Origin of the sequence: Facklamia languida CCUG 37842 (assembly GCF_000245795.1) — a bacterium.
GTDB classification, from domain to species: domain Bacteria; phylum Bacillota; class Bacilli; order Lactobacillales; family Aerococcaceae; genus Facklamia; species Facklamia languida.
Window position 1 is genome coordinate 367,288 of record NZ_JH601133.1, and the last position, 21,496, is coordinate 388,783.

The window sequence follows — 21,496 nt, forward strand, 5'->3', positions numbered from 1 at the left end:
AGGAATCCATTCCTTGGACAGAATTAGTTCCTGCAGAACGCATTGAAGATAATTCGGATTCTGATCAAGAGCATGAAAATCCAAAAGACCCAGAACCGGAAACTGAAAATTCTTTAAACTTTGCTCAAACGGAAATGTTAAAACTTATTAATGATTTCCGTCTCACAAATTATTCTCCAAAAATCACTTATAACCCGAACGTTCAGCCAGGTACTGATTTAAGATCTGAGGAAATCGCGAAACACTTTGCCCATGAAAGACCTAATGGTGATACATGGCTTACGGCATTTACGGAAGAAGGATTAGGCTCAGCCTATGGTGAAAACATTGTCAAAATATCAAAGAATCAAATAAAAGGTGCCATTACAGAGCCAGAACATATGGAGGAACTTGTTAATATTTTCTTTATCGAGTGGAAGAATTCTCCTGGCCACAGAAGAAATATGTTAGATCCAAATTTCTCGGCAGTGACCTTCTCAATTTTTGCGGACGACACTTATTATTACGGTGTTCAAACCTTCACAGCTCAAAAACCATAAACTGAATCCGCACCCTTACTAGGATTCATCTGATCAACTAAAAGAAAACAGCACCCAGTATAAATATCGGGTGCTGTTTTTTAAGTTCCATAATTTTTACGAGAGAGAGAACTGTTCACTCACCAGAATATAAGACAAAAAACCTTGCAAGCCTTTCGCCTGCAAGGTTTTTTGTAAGTCTTACATATGGATCGGTGAACCAAGCGCTGCTTCGGCAGCATCCATAGTTGCTTCTGCTAATGTTGGGTGAGCGTGAACAGTTAACGCGATATCTTCAGCGTTCATTCCTGCTTCAATTGCTAGAACCACTTCTGCCATAACATCAGAAGCACTTGGACCTGCAATTTGAACACCAACTACTACATTATCTTCCTTAGTCGTCACTAAGCGGACAAATCCACTATATTGGTCAAGCGCAACTGCCCGACCGTTACCACCGTAAGGAAATTTCGTAACTTTAACATCTAATCCAGCTTCCTTAGCTGAATCCTTAGTATGTCCTGCTGTTGCTAATTCAGGGTTGGTATAGCATACAGATGGCATCGCAACGTAGTCTACTTCATCCTTTTCACCTGAAATTGCTGCTGCAGCCACTTTACCTTCATAAGAAGCTTTATGCGCAAGCATCGGTCCAGGTACAATATCTCCAATCGCAAAGACATGTGGATTAGAAGTTCGACCTTGTTTATCGACCTTCACAAAGCCACGATCATCAAGATCGATACCCGCAAGTTCTAAGTTCACTTGGTCGGTATTTGGACGACGTCCTACGGTTACCATTATGTAATCCGCTTCGACTGTTTTTTCTTCACCCTTATGTTCATATGTAACCACAACGCGGTCACCTTTGACTTCTGCACCCTTAGCCATTGCATTCGTCACAATTTCAGCACCATGGGCTTTGAAGTCCTTCTCAACCAACTTCGTCATATCCTTGTCAAATGAAGGAATGAATTGTTTAGAACCTTCCAGGATGGTTACCTTAGTACCGAAGTTCGCATAAACAGAGCCTAACTCAGATCCAATCACGCCACCACCAATAATTACTAACTCCTTAGGAATTTCTGGTAGGTTTAGGCCACCTGTTGAATCGATAATCCGTTCACCGAAAGGAAAGCCTTTAATTTCAATTGGTCGTGAACCATTTGCCAAAATTGCATTCTTGAAGGTATAGGTTTGAGCATTATCTCCTGATACAACACGAATTGTATCACGATCAGAGAAGAAAGCTTCCCCTTCAATAATTTCAACTTTGTTTTTCTTTAAGAGCATTTCCACGCCTGAAGTCATCTTCTTAACAACTTGATTTTGTTTCCAGTCTTGGGTCTTACTCCAATCAACGGTCACATTCTCAGCTGAAATACCGAAAATTTCAGGATGTTTTGTTTGGTGATAGACATGAGCCGCTTGGATCAATGCCTTAGAAGGGATACACCCTACGTTTAAACATACGCCACCAAAGTACTCTCTCTCCACAATCGCAACTTTTTGACCAAGTTGTGCTGCGCGAATCGCTGCAACATAACCTCCAGGACCTGCTCCAATAACGACTGTATCTAGTTCTGTTGCAAAATCTCCAACGACCATTTGATCACTATCCTTCCATTAATAATAGTTCTGGGTCTGCTAAGAAACGTTTCACCTCATTGAGGGCACGTTGTGCAGTTGCTCCATCTACAATTCGATGGTCAAAGCTTAGTGATAACTTACATACGCGGCCAACTGCTAATTCGCCTTCCTCATTCACAATTGGTTGTTGAACGATTGATCCGAATCCTAAGATTGCAACTTCTGGGTGGTTAATAATTGGGCTAAACCATTTACCGCCCGCTGATCCAATATTTGAAATTGTAATGGTTCCCTCTGACATCTCAGACATTTGAAGTGAGCCGTCATGGGCCTTAGATGAAAGGTCAACAATCTCTTGTGCAATTTGGAACATGTTCTTAGTATTTGCATTCTTGATGTTTGGTACGTATAGACCTCGATCTGTATCTGTCGCAATACCTATATTATAGTAGTTCTTGTAAACAATTTCATTAGAAACATCATCAATTGATGCATTAATTACAGGATATTTCTTAGCAGCGGCAATCAATGCCTTCACAACATATGGTAAGAAGGTCAATTTAACATCTTGTTCAGCAGCCACTTCCTTGTATTTCTTACGGTGTGCCCATAATTTAGACACTTCAACTTCATCATATAAGGTGACGTGAGGTGCTGTATGCTTAGAGTTAACCATTGCTTGAGCAATCGCTGTCCGTGTTCCAGACATAGCAACGCGTTCTTCACGCTCTGCTTGAGAAGAGGTGAATGGTTTCGCTGGAGCAGCTGGTTGAGAAGCTGGAGCAGCTGATTGTTCAACACCAGCGGCTTGCGCTTGTTCTTGACCTGCAGGTGCAGCTGGTTGTTGAGCTGCGGATTGACCCGCATTCGCTGCTGGGTTGAAGTTCTCAACATCTTCACGAGTAATGCGACCATTCTTACCAGATCCAGGAATACGAGTAATATCGAAGCCTTTATCACGGGCTAACTTACGAACGGATGGCATGGCTAAGACACGACGATTCTTTGCTTCTTCATCGGATAAACCTTGGCTAACCTCAATAGATGTATCTTGTTTTTGTGACTCGCCACGTGGATCAGCTGGAACCTCTTCAGCTGGAGCTGCCGCATCATCATAAGCATTTGCATGCGCTTGAGCAGCTTCCGCATCACCGGCTTGACCATTATGATCAGGTGAATCAATTTCAACGAGAACATCACCTAATTGTGCGATTTGTCCTGCAGGAACATGGATTTTCTTAACAACACCAGAGACAGGTGAAGGTAATTCTTCGACTGACTTGTCGTTTTGAACTTCTACAATTGTATTATCTTCTTCAATGGTGTCCCCTTCATTGACAGCCCAAGATACGATTTCACCTTCCATGATTCCTTCACCAAGTGCTGGAAGTTTGAATTGGAAGTATGCCGTTGAGCCGCTGGCTGCTGGTTGACTCGCTGCTGGTGCTGCTTCTGCTTCCTCAGCTTGAGCAGGCGCTGCTTCTTCAGAATTATCTTCATGGCCTGGAGCATCGATTTCAACAAGAGGTTCACCTAGGTGAGCAACTGTTCCTTCTTGCACAAGAATCTTTGTAATTGTTCCGGCAACAGGAGAAGGTAATTCTTCAACTGATTTGTCATTTTGAACTTCTACAAGCGTTTGATCTTCTTCAATTGTATCCCCTTCTTTTACTGCCCAGGATACAATTTCACCTTCCATAATCCCTTCACCAAGGGCGGGTAATTTAAATTGAAATGCCATTATTTATTCTCCTTTTTAATATGCTCAATTCATCCTTGCCAAAATGAAGGGCAAGTCGCTACTTGCCCTTAGTATTGGAATTGACTAGAAATCTTCTAATTCTTTAACCTTAGCGACAATGTCTTCAGCATGTGGTAACCAGTCTTTTTCAGCCAAACCGAATGGGAAGATTGTATCAGGTGCTGCAACAAACCCAATTGGAGCTGTTAGAGATAGAATTGCACGTTCAGAAATTTCAGCAATCACTTTATTTCCAACACCTGCTTGACGTTGTGCTTCTTGTACCATGACCACTTTGCCTGTCTTTTCAACAGATTTTACGATTGTTTCGATATCAAGTGGTTGAACCGTTCTTAAGTCTAAAACTTCAGCAGAAATACCATCTTTCGCTAGAGTTTCAGCCGCCTTAACGGATTCTTGAACCATTGCTCCGTATGCAATTAAGGTCACATCTGTTCCTTCTTGAACAATCTTAGCCTTGCCAATTTCTACCGTATACTCCTCTTCCGGAACCTCTTCACGGAATGAACGGTAAAGTTTCATATGCTCTAAGAAGTAAACAGGGTCATTATCACGGATCGCTGAGATTAATAATCCCTTAGCATCATATGGGTTTGAAGGAATAACCACTTTCAAGCCAGGCGCTTGTGCTAATAAGCCTTCTAATGAATCCGCGTGTAATTCTGGTGTATGAACGCCACCGCCGAATGGTGCACGGAAAGTAATTGGTAAATTACGAGTTCCACCCATCCGATAACGTGTACGGGCAGCTTGACCTGCAACAGAATCCATAGCTTCAAATACGAAACCATTAAATTGAATTTCAGGGATTGGGCGGAAGCCTTCTAAGGCAAGACCAATTGCCATACCACTGATACCAGACTCAGCAAGAGGAGTATCCATCACTCGTTCTTCACCAAATTCTTCTTGAAGCCCTTCAGTTGCCCGGAAGACCCCACCGTTCTTACCAACGTCTTCACCGAAAACGAGTGTACGGTCATCATTACGTAATTCAGTGGCTAAGGCATCTGTAATTGCCTGAATCATTGTTAATTTAGCCATAATTATTTATTCTCCTTTGCTTCATAATATTCAATTTGTTCACTTGTCACATAATCTGGCGTCTCGTACATGTTCTTCAAGAATTCTGAGACTTTTTGCTTAGGAACTTGATCAGCTTCCTTGATGGCTGCCTTAATTTCTTCCTTAGTCTTTTCTACAATCTCGTCTTCTTTCTCTTGAGACCATAGTCCCTTATCTGTTAAATACTTACGCATCCGGATAAGTGGATCCTTTGCACGCCATTCATCTTGGCTTCCTTCAGGTTGGTAACGCTTAGGATCATCTCCTGATAGGGTATGTGGACCGAAGCGGTAGCAAAGTGTTTCAATTAGAACTGGTCCGTTACCCGCAATTGCATATTCACGTGCAGCCTTCGTTACAGCATAAACTGCCAAGATGTCCATTCCATCTACTTGGATACCAGGGATTCCTGCTGCTACAGCTTTTTGAGCCAGTGTGACAGCAGCTGTCTGTTTAGAACGTGGTGTTGAGATTGCCCAACCGTTATTTTGAACTACGAAGACAGCAGGTGCCTTATAAGCGCCAGCAAAGTTAATTCCTTCGTAGAAGTCGCCTTGAGAAGTTCCGCCGTCACCCGTCCAAGTCATGGCAACAGCCTGACGGTTATTCTTCTTAATACCTAAAGCCACACCCGCTGTTTGAACATATTGGGCACCAATAATGATTTGTGGTGGGTAAGCCTTAAAATCTTCTGGGTAATTATTCCCCTCAACATGTCCTTTAGACCATAAGAAAGCTTTAGTTAAAGGTAAACCATGCTTAATTAATTGAGGAACGTCACGGTAGCCTGGAAGTAAGAAGTCTTCCTCTGTTGTTGCTAAGACTGTTCCGAGTTGTGAAGCTTCTTGCCCAGAAGTTGGTGCATAGAAGCCAAGACGTCCTTGACGGTTTAAAGCAGTTGAACGTTCGAAGAGTTCACGTGCCCATACCATATCTTCCATGAAGCCAACCATGTCTTCATCGGTAATGTCCCCTAACAATTCCTCATTGACAATTTGCCCCTCTTCATTCATTACCTGTACCGTCGAAAAATCAAAGTTATCAGTTCGTAACAAGTCTTCCATTGTTACTTTTGCTTTAGTCCGTGCCATCTATTCACAGTCCTCTCTTGTTTATTGATTATTACACAGGATAAAAAACTGTTATAACAACCTTACATGAATAAAATAACATCAACCACCCCTGAATGCAAGCAAAACTGACTCACTTGCTTATAAGTAACAAAAAGGGAGACCTGCAGAAAAATGAGATCCAGAAGACGACCTGTTATAACACAGATCTAAACTGTTATATTATTTTGTGAAATAATCAACGATCTATCAGAATATTCTTGACAAACTAGTCATAACATTATATGATGGTAAAGTTATGATGTGCCAGTAGCTCAGCTGGATAGAGCAACGGTCTTCTAAACCGTAGGTCGTAGGTTCGAATCCTACCTGGCATGTAAAAAAGAGAGGGACCCCCTCTCTTTTTTGTGTGTTTGTTGTCAGCACCGTCTAGAAAAGGGCCCAATTGCTCACCAAATCGCAAGACAAATTCGTCGTGATCTTTAGACTCTAAAAACAGACTTGTGCATGAATAAACATAACTGTTCTTATTTAACAATTAACTGTTCCCAGGATCGTCTTATTCAGATTGGCCGCCTAGTGGGCTTCCTCCCGGTGGGGATTCGATCGATAGTAGCGCCTCGTTAAAGTCCTTAATTTGCTAGCTAATTGATTATCTAATTGGCCAGCCTTCAACCGCCATTGCCAGTTCTGACCTAAACAGCTGGGGCGATTCATCCTAGCTTGGTTATCAAGGTCTAATAAATCTTGCATGCAATAAATCGCCACTCGGCTAACCGATTGAGCAATTAAACGATTCATGGCTTGAGCCGGGCTCTCTGTGGGTGGCCGCATGGCATAGGCATCAAAAGCCGCTTGCTCTGAAGGAGAAAGTCCTAAGTATCTACCTAAGGCTGTCTCATTATCATGCGTTCCAACATAAGCGATTGTGTTCCAATGATAATGGTGAGGGAGATGGAGCGAATCTTGCCCATGGTCTAAACCGAATTGCAGAACCCTCATGCCAGGAAAGCCCGCCGAGTCACGCATAGCCTCCACTTCTTCCGTAATAACTCCCAGGTCTTCCGCAATAATTGGTAAATGCCCTAACCGCGATTTGAGCTGATTAAAGAAGTCCTGCCCAGGCCCCTTGACCCAGCTACCGGCAGCTGCCGTTTCGGACCCAGTTGGTATCGCCCAGTAGGCTTCAAAACCTCGAAAATGGTCTAACCGAATCAAGTCGTATAAGCGTAGGCTCGATTGAATACGGTGAACCCACCAATCATAATGATGGTTCGCATGATATTTCCAATCGTAAAGGGGGTTGCCCCAGTATTGTCCTTCAACTGAAAAGGCATCAGGAGGTGTCCCAGCTACCATTCGAGGCAACCCTTCCTCATCCACTTGAAAGTAGTCGCGTTGAGCCCACATCTCAACACTATCCTCGCTTACATAAATTGGTAGATCCCCAATAATTTGAATCCCTTTTTGATTGGCATATCTCTTTAACTTCTCCCACTGTGAATAAAAGAAATACTGGATCACCTGATGATGTTCGATCTGATTTGCCAACTGCTGGCGGAAGGCCTCCAGGGCCTGCTCTTCCCGCTGTCTAATAGGACGGTCCCATTCTGTCCAGGCGCTCATACCATGGACCGCTTTGATAGCCATGAATTCTGCATAATCCTTCAGCCAGTCTGCTTCCCTTTCTACAAAAAGGTGATAATCCGTTAAGTCCCCTTCTTCTAGAAATCGCTTTGCCGCAAGGATCAGGAGTTTTAAGCGAGTCTGGTAGATTGACCCATAATCCACCTGGTCTGGTCTTTGACCAAAGTCAATCTCAGTCAGTTCCTCCGACAGGAGCAGGTCTTCTTGTACCAGATAATCAAGATCAATGAAATAGATGTTCCCCGCTGAGACCGAAAAGGATTGATAGGGAGAATCGCCATAACTCGTTGTGGTTAAGGGTAAGATCTGCCAGTAGGTCTGTTCCGTCTCAACTAAAAAATCAACAAATTGATAGGCAGACTGACCAAAAGAGCCAATCCCATACGGATTAGGCAAGGAAGAAATAGCCAGTAAGATGCCCGAACAACGTTCCGTACCCTCCATCTTTTTGCTTAAAACCATATCAGATCTCACTCCTCACCTTCAGACCCCAATCGATTATGGGTCGAGTTTTTATCATATGTTTTTCCCAGAATAATTGTCAAAAAGTAATCGGCTAACTCTGCTTCACTGAGCGCGTCCTCTTGGGTTAACCACCAAATTAAAAGGTTCATAAAGCTGGTCTCAAAGAAAGATTCCAGGAGATTCTCTGGAAAACCTTTAAAGTTTTGCCGAATTTGAGTAATCACTAAGGGGTATAAATATTGGGTCAGGTAATTAGAAAATTGTTGATTAAAATAATTATTATGAGAGAGCAGTAAGGTTTTAATCTTGTCTTTGTTCTGTTTAAAATGATAGAACAAGTGAGTGGTCATTTCACTTGGATCCACAGGCACTTGTCGCTCCACAAAGGTGTGTTCAAACAACTCTATGCAAACTTGCTCCAAGAGTTCTTCCTTAACAGCATAATGATCGTAAAAGGTAGATCGTCCAATATTGGCACGTTCAATAATGTCTTTGACCGTGATTTTATCGAGTGTTTTTCACTTAATAATTCAATGAAGGCTTTATAAATACCTTATCGAGTTTTTTGTACGCGTTTATCCATGACTCCGGACAAATTAGACATAATGCACCTTATCTTACATCCTGTCTAATTTGATTATTGCCCTCCATTCTAACTCTTCTATAATAAAGATATCGAACACCTTGTTCAATAAATTCACCTTTAGTATAGGAGGTCTTTTTGGTGAAAGCAAGTCGTAATATGCTCATTGCTTTTAGCTAAAATTTAGTATTTGCTATCATTGAAGTTTTTGCTGGATTAGCTTTTCAATCTAGTGCCATCTTAGCGGATGCCGTCCATGACTTTGGCGATGCCATCGCAATTGGTTTCTCAACGCTTTTGGAGCTTGTTTCATTAGATGATCGATCAAGCTTCCATCAATAGGTGAACCGATGATGACCAGTTAAATCGTAAACAGCCTGTAAGAGGGCTCCAGTTTAAGGTCCACAGCTAAGAAAGCTAAAATATGTTTTTTCAGAAATCGCATGCCTTATATTTAACGAGTATACTTGTCAAAATAAAGGGGTTCTATAATTTATAGGGTTGATGGAAGAAAAAATCTTCCGTCAACCCTATTTTTAAATACACAAAAACACAGAAGTCCGATATATTTAAAGTGCTAACAAAAAACAGAAAGGACCCTGTGCATGACTAATGATATAAGAAAACTCCTCAATATTAAAGACCCAAATATCCATTTCTCCCCAGATTCTGTTCAAGAACAAAACAATAAGCTCTATATCCACTGTTCACTCACCTATCCTGTTCATACCTGTCCAAACTGTCACCACGAAGGTTGTGTCGTTAAGAATGGTTCCCGTACTTCTAAAATCACCTACCTCGAATCCGCTGGACAAGCGAGTTATCTCATCCTCAATAAACAACGATTCCTCTGTAAACAATGTCACCATTCATTCACTGCACAGACACAACTTGTGGAGAAAAACTGCTCCATCTCAAGAGCCACCAAACAAAAGATTGCTAGCTTAGCCACCAAAACCTATTCAGAAAAGTCGATCGCCGATCAAACGTATGTTTCAATTCATACAGTCCGTCGGGTCGTGGATACATTCTCTTCCGCAGTCCGTAAAAGGCCAACGACACTCCCCAAACATCTTTGTTTTGATGAATTTAAGTCCACACGAACGGTGAACGGGGCCATGAGCTTTATCTTCTGTGATGCCACCGACCACCAAGTCATTGATGTCGTAGAGGATCGACGATTAAGATACTTGAAGGCCTACTTTTACCGTTATAGTCGCAAAGAACGAAAAAAGGTCCAAACCATTTGTATCGATATGTACACTCCCTACATCGAATTGATCCGTCAACTCTTTCCTAATGCCGCCATTATTATTGATCGCTTCCACATCGTTCAAGCCCTTAATCGTGAATTAAATCGGTATCGTATCCAATGGATGAATCAGGTCAAATACCACGATAGACGGCTCTATAATAAGCTGAAGCGGTATTGGAAACTGTTCTTAAAGAAGGAGACAGACCTTGACCACACACACTACAGCCGGTTTACCCTCTTTGATTCTTTAACGAATACTGGTCATATCGTCGATTATCTCTTAGATCAAAATCAAGTCTTTAAAGAATCGTATCGGATGGTTCAAAACCTTCGTTATGCCCTAGAAAAGTCTGATTACGATCAGTTTATGATGACGCTACATCAAGCACCTAACCAACATCTCGCGCCTGGATTAAGAAGGGTTTTAAGAACCTTTAAGAAATTCCAGCCTTATATTTCCAACACCTTTGACCATCCAACCATTACCAATGGCCCAATCGAAGGGATTAACAATAAAATTAAAGTCCTTAAACGCAATGCCTATGGCTACCGTAAGGATACCCATTTCAAGAACCGCATTCTTTTAATATCGCGACTGTATGTGTCAGGAAGAAAAGAAAAAGAGACCAAGCAACAACTTGTTGCTTAGTCTACTTTCAATACCATCAACCCTATTTGACAAAGAGCCAATAAAGGAGACCAAACAACAATCAATTGTTTGGTCTCTTTTTAGAGTCATGAGCCCTATATGTCATAGAGTCTCTTTATTCAGTTCATTTTGCCTGACATTACTAACGATTCACTGCACGATAGATTTGGTTGGCTAGATTTCCGATAGCGGAATCTGACCAAGCCCGCGTCAGAATGGTCAGATAGAATGGCTTTTGTCCTTCTACATAACCAGCTGCATTGTGGAATCCACCATAGTCCCCAGTCTTTTGATGGGTTTTGACTGGAATTGCATCAATTCGAGTCCCATCCGATTGAGTATGAGTTAATAACTGCTTAACGGTTGGGTCTTTCTGCTGCCAAATATGCTTCACTAACTTAGTAAACTCGCGCGCACTGATATTACGGTCATAGCTTGAATCCCCATAAGCTTCTTGAGTAAACCGGTTAAGATCGGCACGGTTACGATAACCCACATGATGTAAGAGCAGGTCCGCTGCCAAATTATCTGAAATACTGGTTACTTTCTCTACCAGGTAACGGACGGAGTAAGTCTTATTCCAGTAACCTGGTTGAAAACGGATATCGCCTGAACCACCTGTTCCATAGAAGTAAGATTCTGGATGCTGGTGTGCAGCATTAGTATAAGGGAAACGAGTATCCCAACTGATGATTCCTTTTTCAATCTGGTCTTGAACATAGCCTAAGAGCACTAGTTTGGTTGAAGAAGCTCCATAGAAGGCTTGTGAGTCTGCATTCCAAGAAGCTGTTCGAGAATCACCATTCACAGCACTTTCAAAGAAAACTGAGAGGTTGGCATTTTGATACTGGTTCAAGACATTCTGCACCGCTTCATGAACCCCACTTAGGTTAGCATCTGATCCATCTCTAGGTGGTGTTTCTGGTCTTGGTGTGTGACCAGAATCCTCACCCTTACCATTACTTACCAAGAGTCGGTCTCCTGGATGAATCATATTAGAGGTCATGCGGTTCCATGCCTTAATTTGATTTATGGTCACACCAAACTGATTGGCAATCTTCCATAAGGAGTCGCCAGGCTTAACCCTATAGTAAGTCGTTGGTTGTGGGGAAGGCGTTGGCTGAGGTGCTTCTTCTTCTGGTTTCTCTTCAGGCTTAGGTCTTTCAGGACGAGTTGAACCATCTGTCGTCCCTTTGGCTACAATCAGCCGATTACCTGCATATATATAATTTGATGTCAAATTATTCCATGCCTTTAGCTGAGCAACTGAAATATGATGATCATTGGCAATCTTCCATAAATAATCACCAGACTGAACAGTATAGTATTTAGTTGCTTGTTCTCGAGGCTGCGCGGGACTAGGTATTGGTTGGTTAACCGATTCGTCCTTATCCTCTGGTTGTGGTGTTGGCGTTGGTTGAACAGGTTGGCTAGGCTGAGCAGGTGCCTCTGACTTCCCAACACGCAGTTTGTTCCCTGGATGAATCATATTTGAAGTGAGGCCATTTAACCGTTTCAATTCATTGATGGTGAGGCCATACTTGTTCGAAATCAGCCACAGAGAGTCACCAGGCTTAACTGTATAATAGACTGTCTGCGTACGATTTGAAGGATTAGATGGGGTCTCCGTAAGTCTTGGTTGAGCGGGTCTTTCAGACGGATTAGCAGGTCGGCTGGGTTGTAGTCTGGTTGCTGATTGCGCCTCTTTTACCACTTTCAAGCGGTCACCGGGGTGGATCATATTGGAACGGAGTCCATTCACTTGCTTGAGTTGTGTAATAGTCATTCCATGGTGGTTCGCAATCGCCCATAAAGAGTCACCAGGGCGAACAGTATAGGTCCCTTGAGTCATAGGTCTAGGTGTCGTAGACTCTACACTTGGTTGACTACTCGTTGAAGGCGTCTCATTCGAAGGCGCCTCAGTAGATGGCGTCTCTGAAGGCTGTGATGCTGGAGGATTTGTCTCAGGTCTGGTCGGAGTGACGGATGGTTCTTGACTGGGGTTTGTCACAACTAACTGTTGCCCTGAGTAGAGGTAATTCGTTGTTAATTGATTCCAGTCAATAATATTTTTTACTGTTATTCCATACTTACTAGCAATTAAAGCTAGGTACTCTCCGTGCTCAACTGTATGGGGCTTCGTTTGAGCTGATATTGATGGATTCACCGTCGCAACCACCGCCACCGAGGCGATTAATGCGGATGAAGATAGAAGAAGATCTCTTACTTTCATACTCTTACCTTCCTAAATAGATTATTTGTAATTAAATCTTAACATAAACTCAATTATTATGAAAGATATATGAAATGTCCTTTTATCCTTCATCTCTTAACGGATAAAAGGGAGAAGAACGATAGGCGCATAATTGATGAAGTATCCTATAACACAGACCAGTCAAATTCTTAGTTAAAAGGTTCTCCTCCACTGATAGCCAATTCTAGCCCGTCTGTTTTAGAACCTTTAAAGATCCTTTGATACACAAAAACGAAGTATTAAAACATCAGACGGATGGTTGGAGAGTAAGGAATATTAAAAAATCCTTATTGACATCTTCTAAAATGCGATTAAAATAGTTCACATGATAACTAATCGGAAGAGAGGTGCCCTTTTTGCATACTGATTTTAGAAAGCTTGTTCATGAAATTGAAATTTTAGCTCATCAATTAGCTCGCCAATACGACTTCGAACACCTGGATGGCCCTCAAGGAACAACCCTACAATTTCTAAGTGACCACGACCAAAAAAACATCTATCAAAAAGACATTGAAGAATTCCATCAAATATCAAAATCAGCAGCCAGTCATTTAGTCAAACGGATGGAGAAAAACCATTTCATCCAAACATCCACACTTCCTGAAGATAAACGTCATAAGATCATTCAACTAACAGATTTGGGCTATGAAAAATCGGTCATGATGGATCAATTCTTTACTCTTCTCAAAGACTTAATCTTTGCCGATATCCCCCAATATGACCTGGATCACTTTGATCGTACGCTACAGTTGATTGAACAAAATATTATCAATGCTAATCAAACGCTTGAGTCAGAGGAGGAAATAAATGATTAAATTATTCAAACGACTATCTCTTAAAGAATGGGTCATGATTCTGTTAGCGATTCTGCTGATTGCTGCTAGCGTCTGGATTGAACTCTCTATTCCAGACCACATGGCTGATATTACCAAAGCCTTGCAGCACCCGCAGGTTCAACTCAGTGATATTTATGCACCTGGTAAAGGGATGATTTTGCTCTCCTTATTGAGTTTCTTCTTATCCATGATCGTGGTCTTCTTATCTAGCCAGATTGCTGCAAGCTTTTCTTCACGCTTAAGAAAAACTGTTTTTCACACTGTCATGAACTTTGACACCACTGAAATTAAGCACTTCTCTGTTCCGAGCCTTTTAACCCGAACAACGAATGATATTGTCCAAATACAAATGTTCATCGCAGTCGGTTTACAAGTGGTTGTACGTGGCCCTTTAATGGCCACGATCGCCATGACCAAAATTGCTGGTAAAAATCAACAATGGTTAACCATCACCTTAATCGCGGTTCTCATTATGCTAACAACTTTGGGTACCCTACTTTTCTTAGTCTTTCCCAAGCAGCGCCAAGTTCAAACAACCACCGACCGCTTGAATCAAGTCATGCGTGAATCTCTGACGGGAATGCGGGTCATTCGCGCTTATAATGCTCAAGCTTATCAAACAAGCAAATTTGAACAAGCCAACGATGACTTAACCGGTTTAAATCTTTTTATTTTCAGGGCGATGGGTCTCATGCAGCCTGTCATGATGCTCGTCTCCAGCGGATTGACCCTTGCGGTCTATTGGGTGGGTGCCTATTTAATCTCGGCTGCCCTCTTCCAAGAAAAAATCCTTCTCTTCTCAGACATGGTCATCTTCTCATCCTATGCCATGCAGGTCGTCATTGGCTTTATGATGATGACCGTCATCTTCATGATCCTCCCCCGTACAATTGTCTCTGCTAATCGAATTAATGAAGTGGTCGATACGCGTCAGACAATGCACTATCCCACTGATCAACAATCCATCCAAGCGACAAGTCAGGGTGAACTTATTGTAGATCAGGTGTCCTTCCAATATCCTGGCGCTAGTCAACCTATTCTTCATGATATTTCCTTTAAAGCTTCAAGAGGACAAACAATTGCTTTTATCGGAGCAACAGGTTCAGGAAAATCAACCCTGATTAACCTGATTCCTCGTCTTTATGATGCAACTACCGGACGCATCCTCTTGAATGGCCACCCCATTCAAGAATATAGTCGCCAAGCCTTAAATAACTTGATTGGTTATATTCCTCAGACCGCTATCCTCTTTAAGGGCACCATTGCTTCGAATATTGATTTTGGGGAATCAAGTCAAAGTCCCTTAACAACTGATCAGATCTGGGAGGCTATCCAAATTGCCCAAGCCGAAGAATTCGTGGCAAGTCGTGAGGACCAACTAGAAAGTCGCGTATCTCAAGCCGGTAAGAATTATTCGGGCGGTCAAAAACAACGTATAGCCATTGCTCGTGCACTCGCTAGAAAGCCTGAATTTCTAATCTTCGATGATTCTTTCTCAGCCCTTGATTATAAGACTGACCGTCTCCTCAGACAGGTATTACAAGAAAAAACAAGTCAAACAACGAAACTCATTGTGGCGCAACGCATTTCAACCATCATGGAGGCTGATTTAATTCTGGTTCTAGACCAAGGACGAGTCGTTGGCCAAGGCACCCATAAGGAGTTGCTGGCCCATAATAAAGTCTATCAAGAAATTGCTTATTCACAACTTAACGAGGAGGAGTTAGCCCATGAATAAAAAGAAAATAAGCCTCAATCACTTTACTAAAGGCTACCGTCTCCTCTTTGTTTTAGCCACTATCTTCTCTATTATTGGATCTTATATATCGGTCATTGGACCAGACCGAATTCGTAAGATGACGGACCTGATTGCCCAAGGCATTGTGGGATCCATGCAGATCGACCGTATCGGTGAAATTGCCCTGCGACTCGCGCTCCTTTATTTAGTTGGGGCATTTGTCAATTATGTCGCTTCTTTTATTATGGCGACTCTTTCACAACGCATCACCCAAAAATTAAGGACCGCTATGGAAGACAAAATCCATCAGATGCCCCTTGCCTACTTTGACAGTCATTCACAAGGGGATACCCTCTCACGCGTGACGAATGACTTAGATTCTTTAGGCCAATCCCTCAATCAAAGCCTTTCAACCCTAGTATCAGCTGCTACTTTATTAATTGGCTCATTGGTTATGATGTTTAGAACGGATACTACTCTCACCTGGGTTTCGATCGCAACCGTTTCAATTGGTTTTGTCTTGATGATGCTTTTAATGAATAAATCTCGTTCTTTCTTTAAGAGGCAACAAGATCAGCTGGCTGAAATTAATGGGCATATTGAAGAGATGTATACTGGACATCAAGTTGTCCTAACTTATAATGCCGTTGACAAGGCCAAGGCTACCTTTGATGAAATTAATGACCGCCTACAGTCCAGTATATGGCGGGCCCGGTTCTTTTCAGGCATCGCCATGCCGATGATGGTTTTTATTAGTAATTTTGGTTATGTCCTGGTTTGTATCGTGGGAGCTTCTTTAGTCATTAAGGGACAAATTACCATGGGGGTGATCGTTGCCTTTATGATGTATATCCGGATGTTTAGTCAACCCATTCAACAGTTAGCTCAAGCAGGCCAAGCCTTGGCTCAAGCAAGAGCTGCCATTGGCCGCGTCTTTGACTTCTTAAATGAGGAAGAATTGACGGATGAATCGGCTAAAGGCCAACAAATTGACCAAGTGACGGGTTATGTCGATTTTAAAGATGTTACCTTTGGCTATGAACCCAACCAGGCCATTATTCATCACTTCTCAGCCAGCGCCAAACCCGGTCAAAAGATTGCCATAGTTGGCCCAACGGGTGCAGGTAAAACGACCCTCGTCAATCTATTAATGCGGTTTTATGAGATCGACCAAGGCGTCATTGAAATTGATGGCGTCGACCTACAGGCAATGAAACGTTCTGAAATCCATGACCACTTCGCTATGGTCTTACAAGATACCTGGTTATTCGAAGGAAGTATTCGAGATAACCTGATTTTTAACCGCCAATCAGTCAGTGATCAAGAGCTGATCATGGCCTGTCAAGCAGTCGGAATGGACCACTTTATTAACACGCTACCGGATGGCTATGATACGGTCTTAGATGATTCGATTAGCCTGTCCGTCGGTCAAAAACAACTCTTGACAATTGCCCGTGCCCTGATCAAAGATGCTCCCTTGTTAATTCTTGATGAAGCAACTTCCTCCGTTGATACAAGAACCGAAGAACAAATTCAACTTGCCATGGACAAGCTAATGAAGGGGCGTACTTCCTTTGTGATTGCTCACCGTCTTTCAACTATCCGTAATGCAGATCTTATTCTGGTCATGAAGGATGGAAATATCATTGAACAGGGTCATCACCAAGAATTAATGCAGGCGAATGGATTTTATGCTGACTTATATAATAGTCAATTTGAGCCGACTTCCTAAGTTCTATTCATTCACTGTTCCTCACGGTGAGGTCATCCAGTCAAGCAAAAAAAACGAAGTCTTGCCACTTCGTTTTTTTGTTTAGTTATTTATTTGCACGTCCCTTATATGAACCATCAGCTGTCCCGATCTCTAAGAGTTCCCCTTGTTCAATAAAATCAGGAACGTTGACAACCAATCCCGTTTGCATGGTAGCTGGCTTACCTGATCCTGTAACAGTTGCGCCCTTGATTGAGGGTTGAGTCTCAGCCACTTCGAGCACGACCGTTCCTGGCAACTCCACACCAATCACTTCAGAACCGAAGAATTGGATCTTGCAATGCATATTATCCAATAAGTATAAAAGTTCATTCTCAATGGACTCAACAGGTAGTTCATACTGCTCATAGGTCTCTAAGTCCATAAAGACCGCCATTCCATCCATCTTGTAGAGGTATTGAACTTCCTTGGTTTCAAGGTAAGCACGTTCATACTTATCATCGGGACGTAAGGTTGTATCATAAGTTGCTCCTGTTCGAACATTGCGTAACTTCATACGCATGACAGTATTTCCTTTACCAGGCTTATGGTGACTCGCTTCTAGAACACGAATTAAATCATTGCCATCAACGTAAGTCATGCCTGCTCTTAAATCTGCTGCAGATATCATCTTATCTTCTCCTAACTAAAAATAAAATTCTATTCGCATTATAGCATAGATAGACAGCGACTAAAAACAATTATTGGCTAGAAGATAAGCCATTCAATACATGCTCGAAATGAATTCCATAATTGATCGGGTCTGAGTCTGACAATGTCGCTTGAATAGCTTGATAAACGAAAGTAACTGATTGGTCGAGCACCGCTTGAGCTGACAAAATCTTCTCCTGCATGCACTCGCCAACAAAGACCGAAGCAAAGACATCTCCTGTTCCGCTAAACATCTGATCCACATAAGGAGCAAAAGACTGGTAGACCTTTTGGTCCTGACCAAGCATGACAGCTCCAATTTCTTGACCACGGTGAATTCCAGTCACAATGGCATTCTTGGTCCCCATTGCCTGCAAAGACTCTAGCAAACTTTTAATAGCGAGAGGAGATGGATCATCATGTGAAAAGTCCTGTCCAGTTAGAAGACAGGCTTCAGTATAGTTGGGTAGCAAATAATCGCTAATTGCAATCAGGTCACTCTGAGCCTCAACATAAGAGGCATCAAAGCCAGCATAAAACTCACCTTGATCGGCAAAGACTGGGTCCACAAAAAGAAGCCCCTGGTCCTTGAGTAGATAGGGCAAGGCCTCTATCAACAAGTCAATATGGGAAGCATTCCCCAAATAACCCGTATAGACCGCATCAAATTGGAGCCCTAATTTTTTCCAATGGGCAATGGTCGCTCGCATATGTTGAGACAGGTCTGTCATGACATAGCCTGGAAAATCGGGTCCCGTATGAGTTGATAAAATAGCGGTTGGAAGAATGGAAGCCGTGAGCTTAAAATGACTAATAATGGGCAAAGCAACTGTTGTTGAGCACTTACCAAAACACGAAATATCCTGGACAACAAGTATATTTTTCATTGAACAACCCCTATATCAATGTGGTTTGATCATCATGGCGCCAAGGAGCTGACGCATCAATATGATCATAGAACATAATTCCATGTAAATGGTCAATCTCATGTTGAGCGACGATAGCCTTATAATCTTTCCACTTCACTTCATGGTGATTGCCCTCTAAATCTTGATATTGAAGGGTAATTCTTTGCGGACGAGGGACCAAGCCCTCCACTTCACGATTAACCGATAAGCAGCCCTCACCATCACTCAAGGCAACCTTTTTGACAGAATGACGGGTAATTTTAGGATTGACCAAAACCTCACACACTTCTGTTCCGAGCTTTTGACCTTCTTCATCATATTGGTATAAAAGCATGGCAAAGAGCTGCTTATTCACATTAATCTGGGGTGCGGCTAAACCAACACCTGCTCTTAGGCCATACCGACTAGCGACTTCCTCATCCTGGCTATTGATTAAAAACTGCAGCATCTCCTTGGCTACTTCTTTTAATTCCTCATCCATGGGGAAAGTCACCGGCTCTGCCTTCAAACGCAAAGCAGGATGCCCTTCTTCAACAATATCTTTCATCGTTAACATCTATGGTTCCTCCTAATCTACAATAAAAAGCTTGCGGAAGCCACTCACTTGATAATAGTTCTCCTCTTCATTGAATTCAAGCGAAGTGACTAGGGTTCTTTGCTGATAGATCGCAATGCGATCAGCATCCTCTGGTCGAATTCTAACGGAGTACTCTTCCGCTTCCTCAAGGCACATTCGCCAAATTGCCTCCTTTAACCTTTCCATATCCTGATCATTCTTAGCTGAAATAAGAACGTTTGGACTGATTGTTGGATTAAATGGCTGATTCAAGCAGTCTGACTTATTATAAACAGTCAGAATCGGAAGGTGGTCAACTTCTAAATCCCTTAAAATCCTTAGAACTGTCTCTTCATGCATGGTATGTGCAGGATTAGAAGCATCCACCACATGTAAAAGCAAGTCTAAATAGCGAATCTCCTCCAAGGTCGACTTGAAGGCTTCAATTAACTCGGTCGGCAACTCTTCAATAAAACCAACAGTGTCCGTTAGGGTAAAGACGGGATGGCCATTAATTGAGAACTGACGGGTCAAGGGATCAAGGGTCGCAAAGAGTTGGTCTTGTACATAGGTGTCAGTTCCCGTCAATTGGTGCATGATGGTTGACTTGCCAGCATTGGTATACCCCACTAAACCAATATTAAATTCACGGCTTCTCTGTCTTTTCGACCGAGTACGTTCACGATGGTTCGCTACATCATCTAAAGACCGCTTAATATGGGTAATCTGAGAACGGATATGACGTCGGTCACTTTCCAATTGGGTCTCACCAGGACCCCGGGTGCCAATACCGCCCCCTAAACGCGAGAGCATCTTCCCTTGGCCTGTGATTCTCGGTAACAGATATTCATATTGGGCCAGTGATACTTGAAGCTGTCCTTCCATACTCTTGGCCCTTAAGGCAAAAATATCTAAAATCAGTTGCACGCGATCAATCACTCGCACTTGTAGAACAGTCTCAATCGAACGATTCATACTTGGCGATAAAGGATTAAAGAAAATCACGAGGTCAATCCTATGATGATCAAGTGCCAATTTGATCTCTTCGAGCTTACCCGGACCGACAGCATAACGATGGTCTAAATGAGGTAGTTTCTGTCTGACTTGACAGACCACTTTACCCTGAGCCGTCTGAGCGAGGTCAACCATTTCTTGCATCATTTCTTCAAATTGATCTTCTTCATAGCGGTCTGTTTGGACACCAACGATCATAACACGTTCGACTCCCGCATCTACTTCAATCATGCAATCACCTTTCACTCTTAACTAAGAAATCTTCAACAACCTGCTTTGCGACTTCCTCATATTGAGGGTCACTTGCATCCAACCAATAGGGATTTTTCATCCGATTTCTAAACCAGGTCAGTTGTCGCTTAGCATAGTGGCGAGAATGTTTCTGGATGGCCTCCACCACCTCTTGACGGTTAATATGACCAGCAAAGTAAGGTAGCCATTCTTTATAGCCGATCGCCTTTAAACAAGGTAGATCTCTACCATTCTCCAATTGAAGTAGACGCGCGACTTCCTCTTCTAGCCCTTGGTCAACCATGGTGAGAACCCGCTGGTTAATCCGATCATACAGGTCTTGGCGCGGCCGATTAACAACTAATAATAATTCATTAAAACGCGAATTCTGATCTTGATGACCGCTTTGGTCGGAGAATTTTTTCCCGGTATGGTGAATCACTTCTAAGGCTCGGATAATTCGCCGTTCATTTTGGATAGGGATTTTCTGACCAGCCTCAGGGTCCAATACCTGCAGGTCCTGCCATAAGCGAGAGGCTCCTTCATGTTGAAGTCTTTCTTGTAGAAACTGACGATAGCCGGGATCAAAACTCTCCTGCCCTCCAAATTCCATCTGGTAAAGGACGCCCTCTAGATAAAGGCCCGTTCCCCCTACCAGAATCGGTAAATGGCCCGTTTGATAAATTTGACGAATCAATTGACAAGCGACTTCTTGAAAGGTCTTTGCATCATAAGTCTCCTCAGGCTTAATTACATCTAAGAGATGATGGGGAACGCCTTGCATCTCTTCAGACGTAATCTTCCCACTGCCAATATCAAGACCTTGATAGACTTGAATTGAATCTGCGTTGATAACCTGGCCCCTAAATTGTTTAGCCAATTGAATAGATAGATCTGTCTTCCCAACACCTGTTGGCCCTGCAATAACAATTAGAGGGATCTCTTGGTCCTTCATAC

17 protein-coding genes, 1 tRNA gene and 2 pseudogenes are annotated in these 21,496 nt (G+C 42.5%); 7 read left to right on the top strand and 13 right to left on the bottom strand.

All coding sequences use genetic code 11. The annotated features are described in order from the left end of the window. On the top strand, positions 1 to 539 hold a 539-nt coding region (locus HMPREF9708_RS01695), incomplete at its 5' end, for a CAP domain-containing protein (protein WP_006308289.1). Between the two features lie 180 nt (positions 540 to 719). Here HMPREF9708_RS01695 and lpdA read toward each other — a convergent pair. The 4 genes from lpdA to pdhA all read right to left on the bottom strand — a co-directional run bounded on the left by lpdA (position 720) and on the right by pdhA (position 6,023). Next, entirely contained in the window at positions 720 to 2,126 is a 1,407-nt protein-coding gene (lpdA, locus tag HMPREF9708_RS01700; protein ID WP_006308290.1) for a dihydrolipoyl dehydrogenase, read from the bottom strand. A 7-nt stretch (positions 2,127 to 2,133) separates the two neighbouring features. Then, positions 2,134 to 3,849: a 2-oxo acid dehydrogenase subunit E2 gene (locus HMPREF9708_RS01705; protein ID WP_006308291.1), complete on the bottom strand. Its 1,716-nt coding sequence runs from the start codon at positions 3,847 to 3,849 to the stop codon at positions 2,134 to 2,136. A gap of 84 nt (positions 3,850 to 3,933) precedes the next feature. Beyond that, positions 3,934 to 4,911, bottom strand: coding sequence for an alpha-ketoacid dehydrogenase subunit beta (locus HMPREF9708_RS01710; protein WP_006308292.1), 978 nt, complete (start codon positions 4,909 to 4,911; stop codon positions 3,934 to 3,936). A 2-nt stretch (positions 4,912 to 4,913) separates the two neighbouring features. After that, positions 4,914 to 6,023: a pyruvate dehydrogenase (acetyl-transferring) E1 component subunit alpha gene (gene pdhA, locus HMPREF9708_RS01715; RefSeq protein WP_006308293.1), complete on the bottom strand. Its 1,110-nt coding sequence runs from the start codon at positions 6,021 to 6,023 to the stop codon at positions 4,914 to 4,916. A 282-nt stretch (positions 6,024 to 6,305) separates the two neighbouring features. Here pdhA and HMPREF9708_RS01720 point away from each other — a divergent pair. Next, a tRNA-Arg gene (locus HMPREF9708_RS01720) sits at positions 6,306 to 6,379 on the top strand. A gap of 199 nt (positions 6,380 to 6,578) precedes the next feature. Here the strand turns inward: HMPREF9708_RS01720 and malQ are convergent. From malQ to HMPREF9708_RS08665, 3 genes and pseudogenes are all read right to left on the bottom strand, one after another. After that, positions 6,579 to 8,111, bottom strand: a complete 1,533-nt coding sequence (gene malQ, locus HMPREF9708_RS01725; protein WP_006308294.1) for a 4-alpha-glucanotransferase — start codon at positions 8,109 to 8,111, stop codon at positions 6,579 to 6,581. 8 nt (positions 8,112 to 8,119) lie between these two features. Further along, on the bottom strand, positions 8,120 to 8,515 hold the full coding sequence (locus HMPREF9708_RS07830) for a TetR-like C-terminal domain-containing protein (RefSeq protein WP_050814287.1): 396 nt from the start codon (positions 8,513 to 8,515) through the stop codon (positions 8,120 to 8,122). Between the two features lie 21 nt (positions 8,516 to 8,536). Further along, positions 8,537 to 8,617: pseudogene (locus HMPREF9708_RS08665) on the bottom strand (TetR family transcriptional regulator); the annotation flags it as partial. Between the two features lie 239 nt (positions 8,618 to 8,856). On the opposite strand from HMPREF9708_RS08665, the pseudogene HMPREF9708_RS08485 reads away from it, so the two are divergent. Together HMPREF9708_RS08485 and HMPREF9708_RS01735 are read left to right on the top strand one after the other, a co-directional pair. Further along, positions 8,857 to 9,009 (top strand): annotated as a pseudogene (locus tag HMPREF9708_RS08485) (cation transporter); the annotation flags it as partial. A 293-nt stretch (positions 9,010 to 9,302) separates the two neighbouring features. Next, positions 9,303 to 10,601 carry an ISL3 family transposase gene (locus HMPREF9708_RS01735; protein ID WP_006308296.1) on the top strand — a complete coding sequence of 433 codons (1,299 nt, stop codon included), beginning with the start codon at positions 9,303 to 9,305 and terminating at the stop codon, positions 10,599 to 10,601. Positions 10,602 to 10,743: 142 nt separating this feature from the next. On the opposite strand, the gene HMPREF9708_RS07835 is transcribed toward HMPREF9708_RS01735, so the two are convergent. After that, positions 10,744 to 12,834 (bottom strand): LysM peptidoglycan-binding domain-containing protein, encoded by a 2,091-nt coding sequence (locus HMPREF9708_RS07835; protein WP_006308297.1) that lies wholly within the window; start codon positions 12,832 to 12,834, stop codon positions 10,744 to 10,746. 368 nt (positions 12,835 to 13,202) lie between these two features. On the opposite strand from HMPREF9708_RS07835, the gene HMPREF9708_RS01745 reads away from it, so the two are divergent. The 3 genes from HMPREF9708_RS01745 to HMPREF9708_RS01755 are packed head-to-tail and all read left to right on the top strand — an operon-like array spanning position 13,203 to position 17,161. Beyond that, positions 13,203 to 13,670: a MarR family winged helix-turn-helix transcriptional regulator gene (locus HMPREF9708_RS01745; protein ID WP_232215523.1), complete on the top strand. Its 468-nt coding sequence runs from the start codon at positions 13,203 to 13,205 to the stop codon at positions 13,668 to 13,670. Beyond that, entirely contained in the window at positions 13,663 to 15,429 is a 1,767-nt protein-coding gene (locus HMPREF9708_RS01750) for an ABC transporter ATP-binding protein (protein WP_006308299.1), read from the top strand. The genes HMPREF9708_RS01745 and HMPREF9708_RS01750 overlap by 8 nt, the downstream gene beginning before the upstream one ends. Next, complete coding sequence (locus tag HMPREF9708_RS01755; protein ID WP_006308301.1) at positions 15,422 to 17,161, top strand: ABC transporter ATP-binding protein; 1,740 nt, start codon at positions 15,422 to 15,424, stop codon at positions 17,159 to 17,161. Before HMPREF9708_RS01750 ends, HMPREF9708_RS01755 begins: the two co-directional genes overlap by 8 nt. An 85-nt stretch (positions 17,162 to 17,246) precedes the next feature. On the opposite strand, the gene efp is transcribed toward HMPREF9708_RS01755, so the two are convergent. From efp to miaA, 5 genes are all read right to left on the bottom strand, one after another. Then, complete coding sequence (gene efp, locus HMPREF9708_RS01760) at positions 17,247 to 17,810, bottom strand: elongation factor P (protein WP_006308304.1); 564 nt, start codon at positions 17,808 to 17,810, stop codon at positions 17,247 to 17,249. A 70-nt stretch (positions 17,811 to 17,880) separates the two neighbouring features. Beyond that, a complete protein-coding gene (locus HMPREF9708_RS01765; RefSeq protein WP_006308305.1) occupies positions 17,881 to 18,717 on the bottom strand; it encodes a pyridoxamine kinase in 837 nt (278 codons plus the stop codon). Between the two features lie 10 nt (positions 18,718 to 18,727). Continuing rightward, positions 18,728 to 19,294: a peptide deformylase gene (gene def / locus HMPREF9708_RS01770; protein ID WP_006308306.1), complete on the bottom strand. Its 567-nt coding sequence runs from the start codon at positions 19,292 to 19,294 to the stop codon at positions 18,728 to 18,730. Between the two features lie 12 nt (positions 19,295 to 19,306). Then, entirely contained in the window at positions 19,307 to 20,539 is a 1,233-nt protein-coding gene (hflX, locus tag HMPREF9708_RS01775; protein WP_006308307.1) for a GTPase HflX, read from the bottom strand. A 4-nt stretch (positions 20,540 to 20,543) separates the two neighbouring features. Continuing rightward, positions 20,544 to 21,494: a tRNA (adenosine(37)-N6)-dimethylallyltransferase MiaA gene (miaA, locus tag HMPREF9708_RS01780; protein WP_006308308.1), complete on the bottom strand. Its 951-nt coding sequence runs from the start codon at positions 21,492 to 21,494 to the stop codon at positions 20,544 to 20,546. Between the last annotated feature and the right edge of the window lie 2 nt (positions 21,495 to 21,496).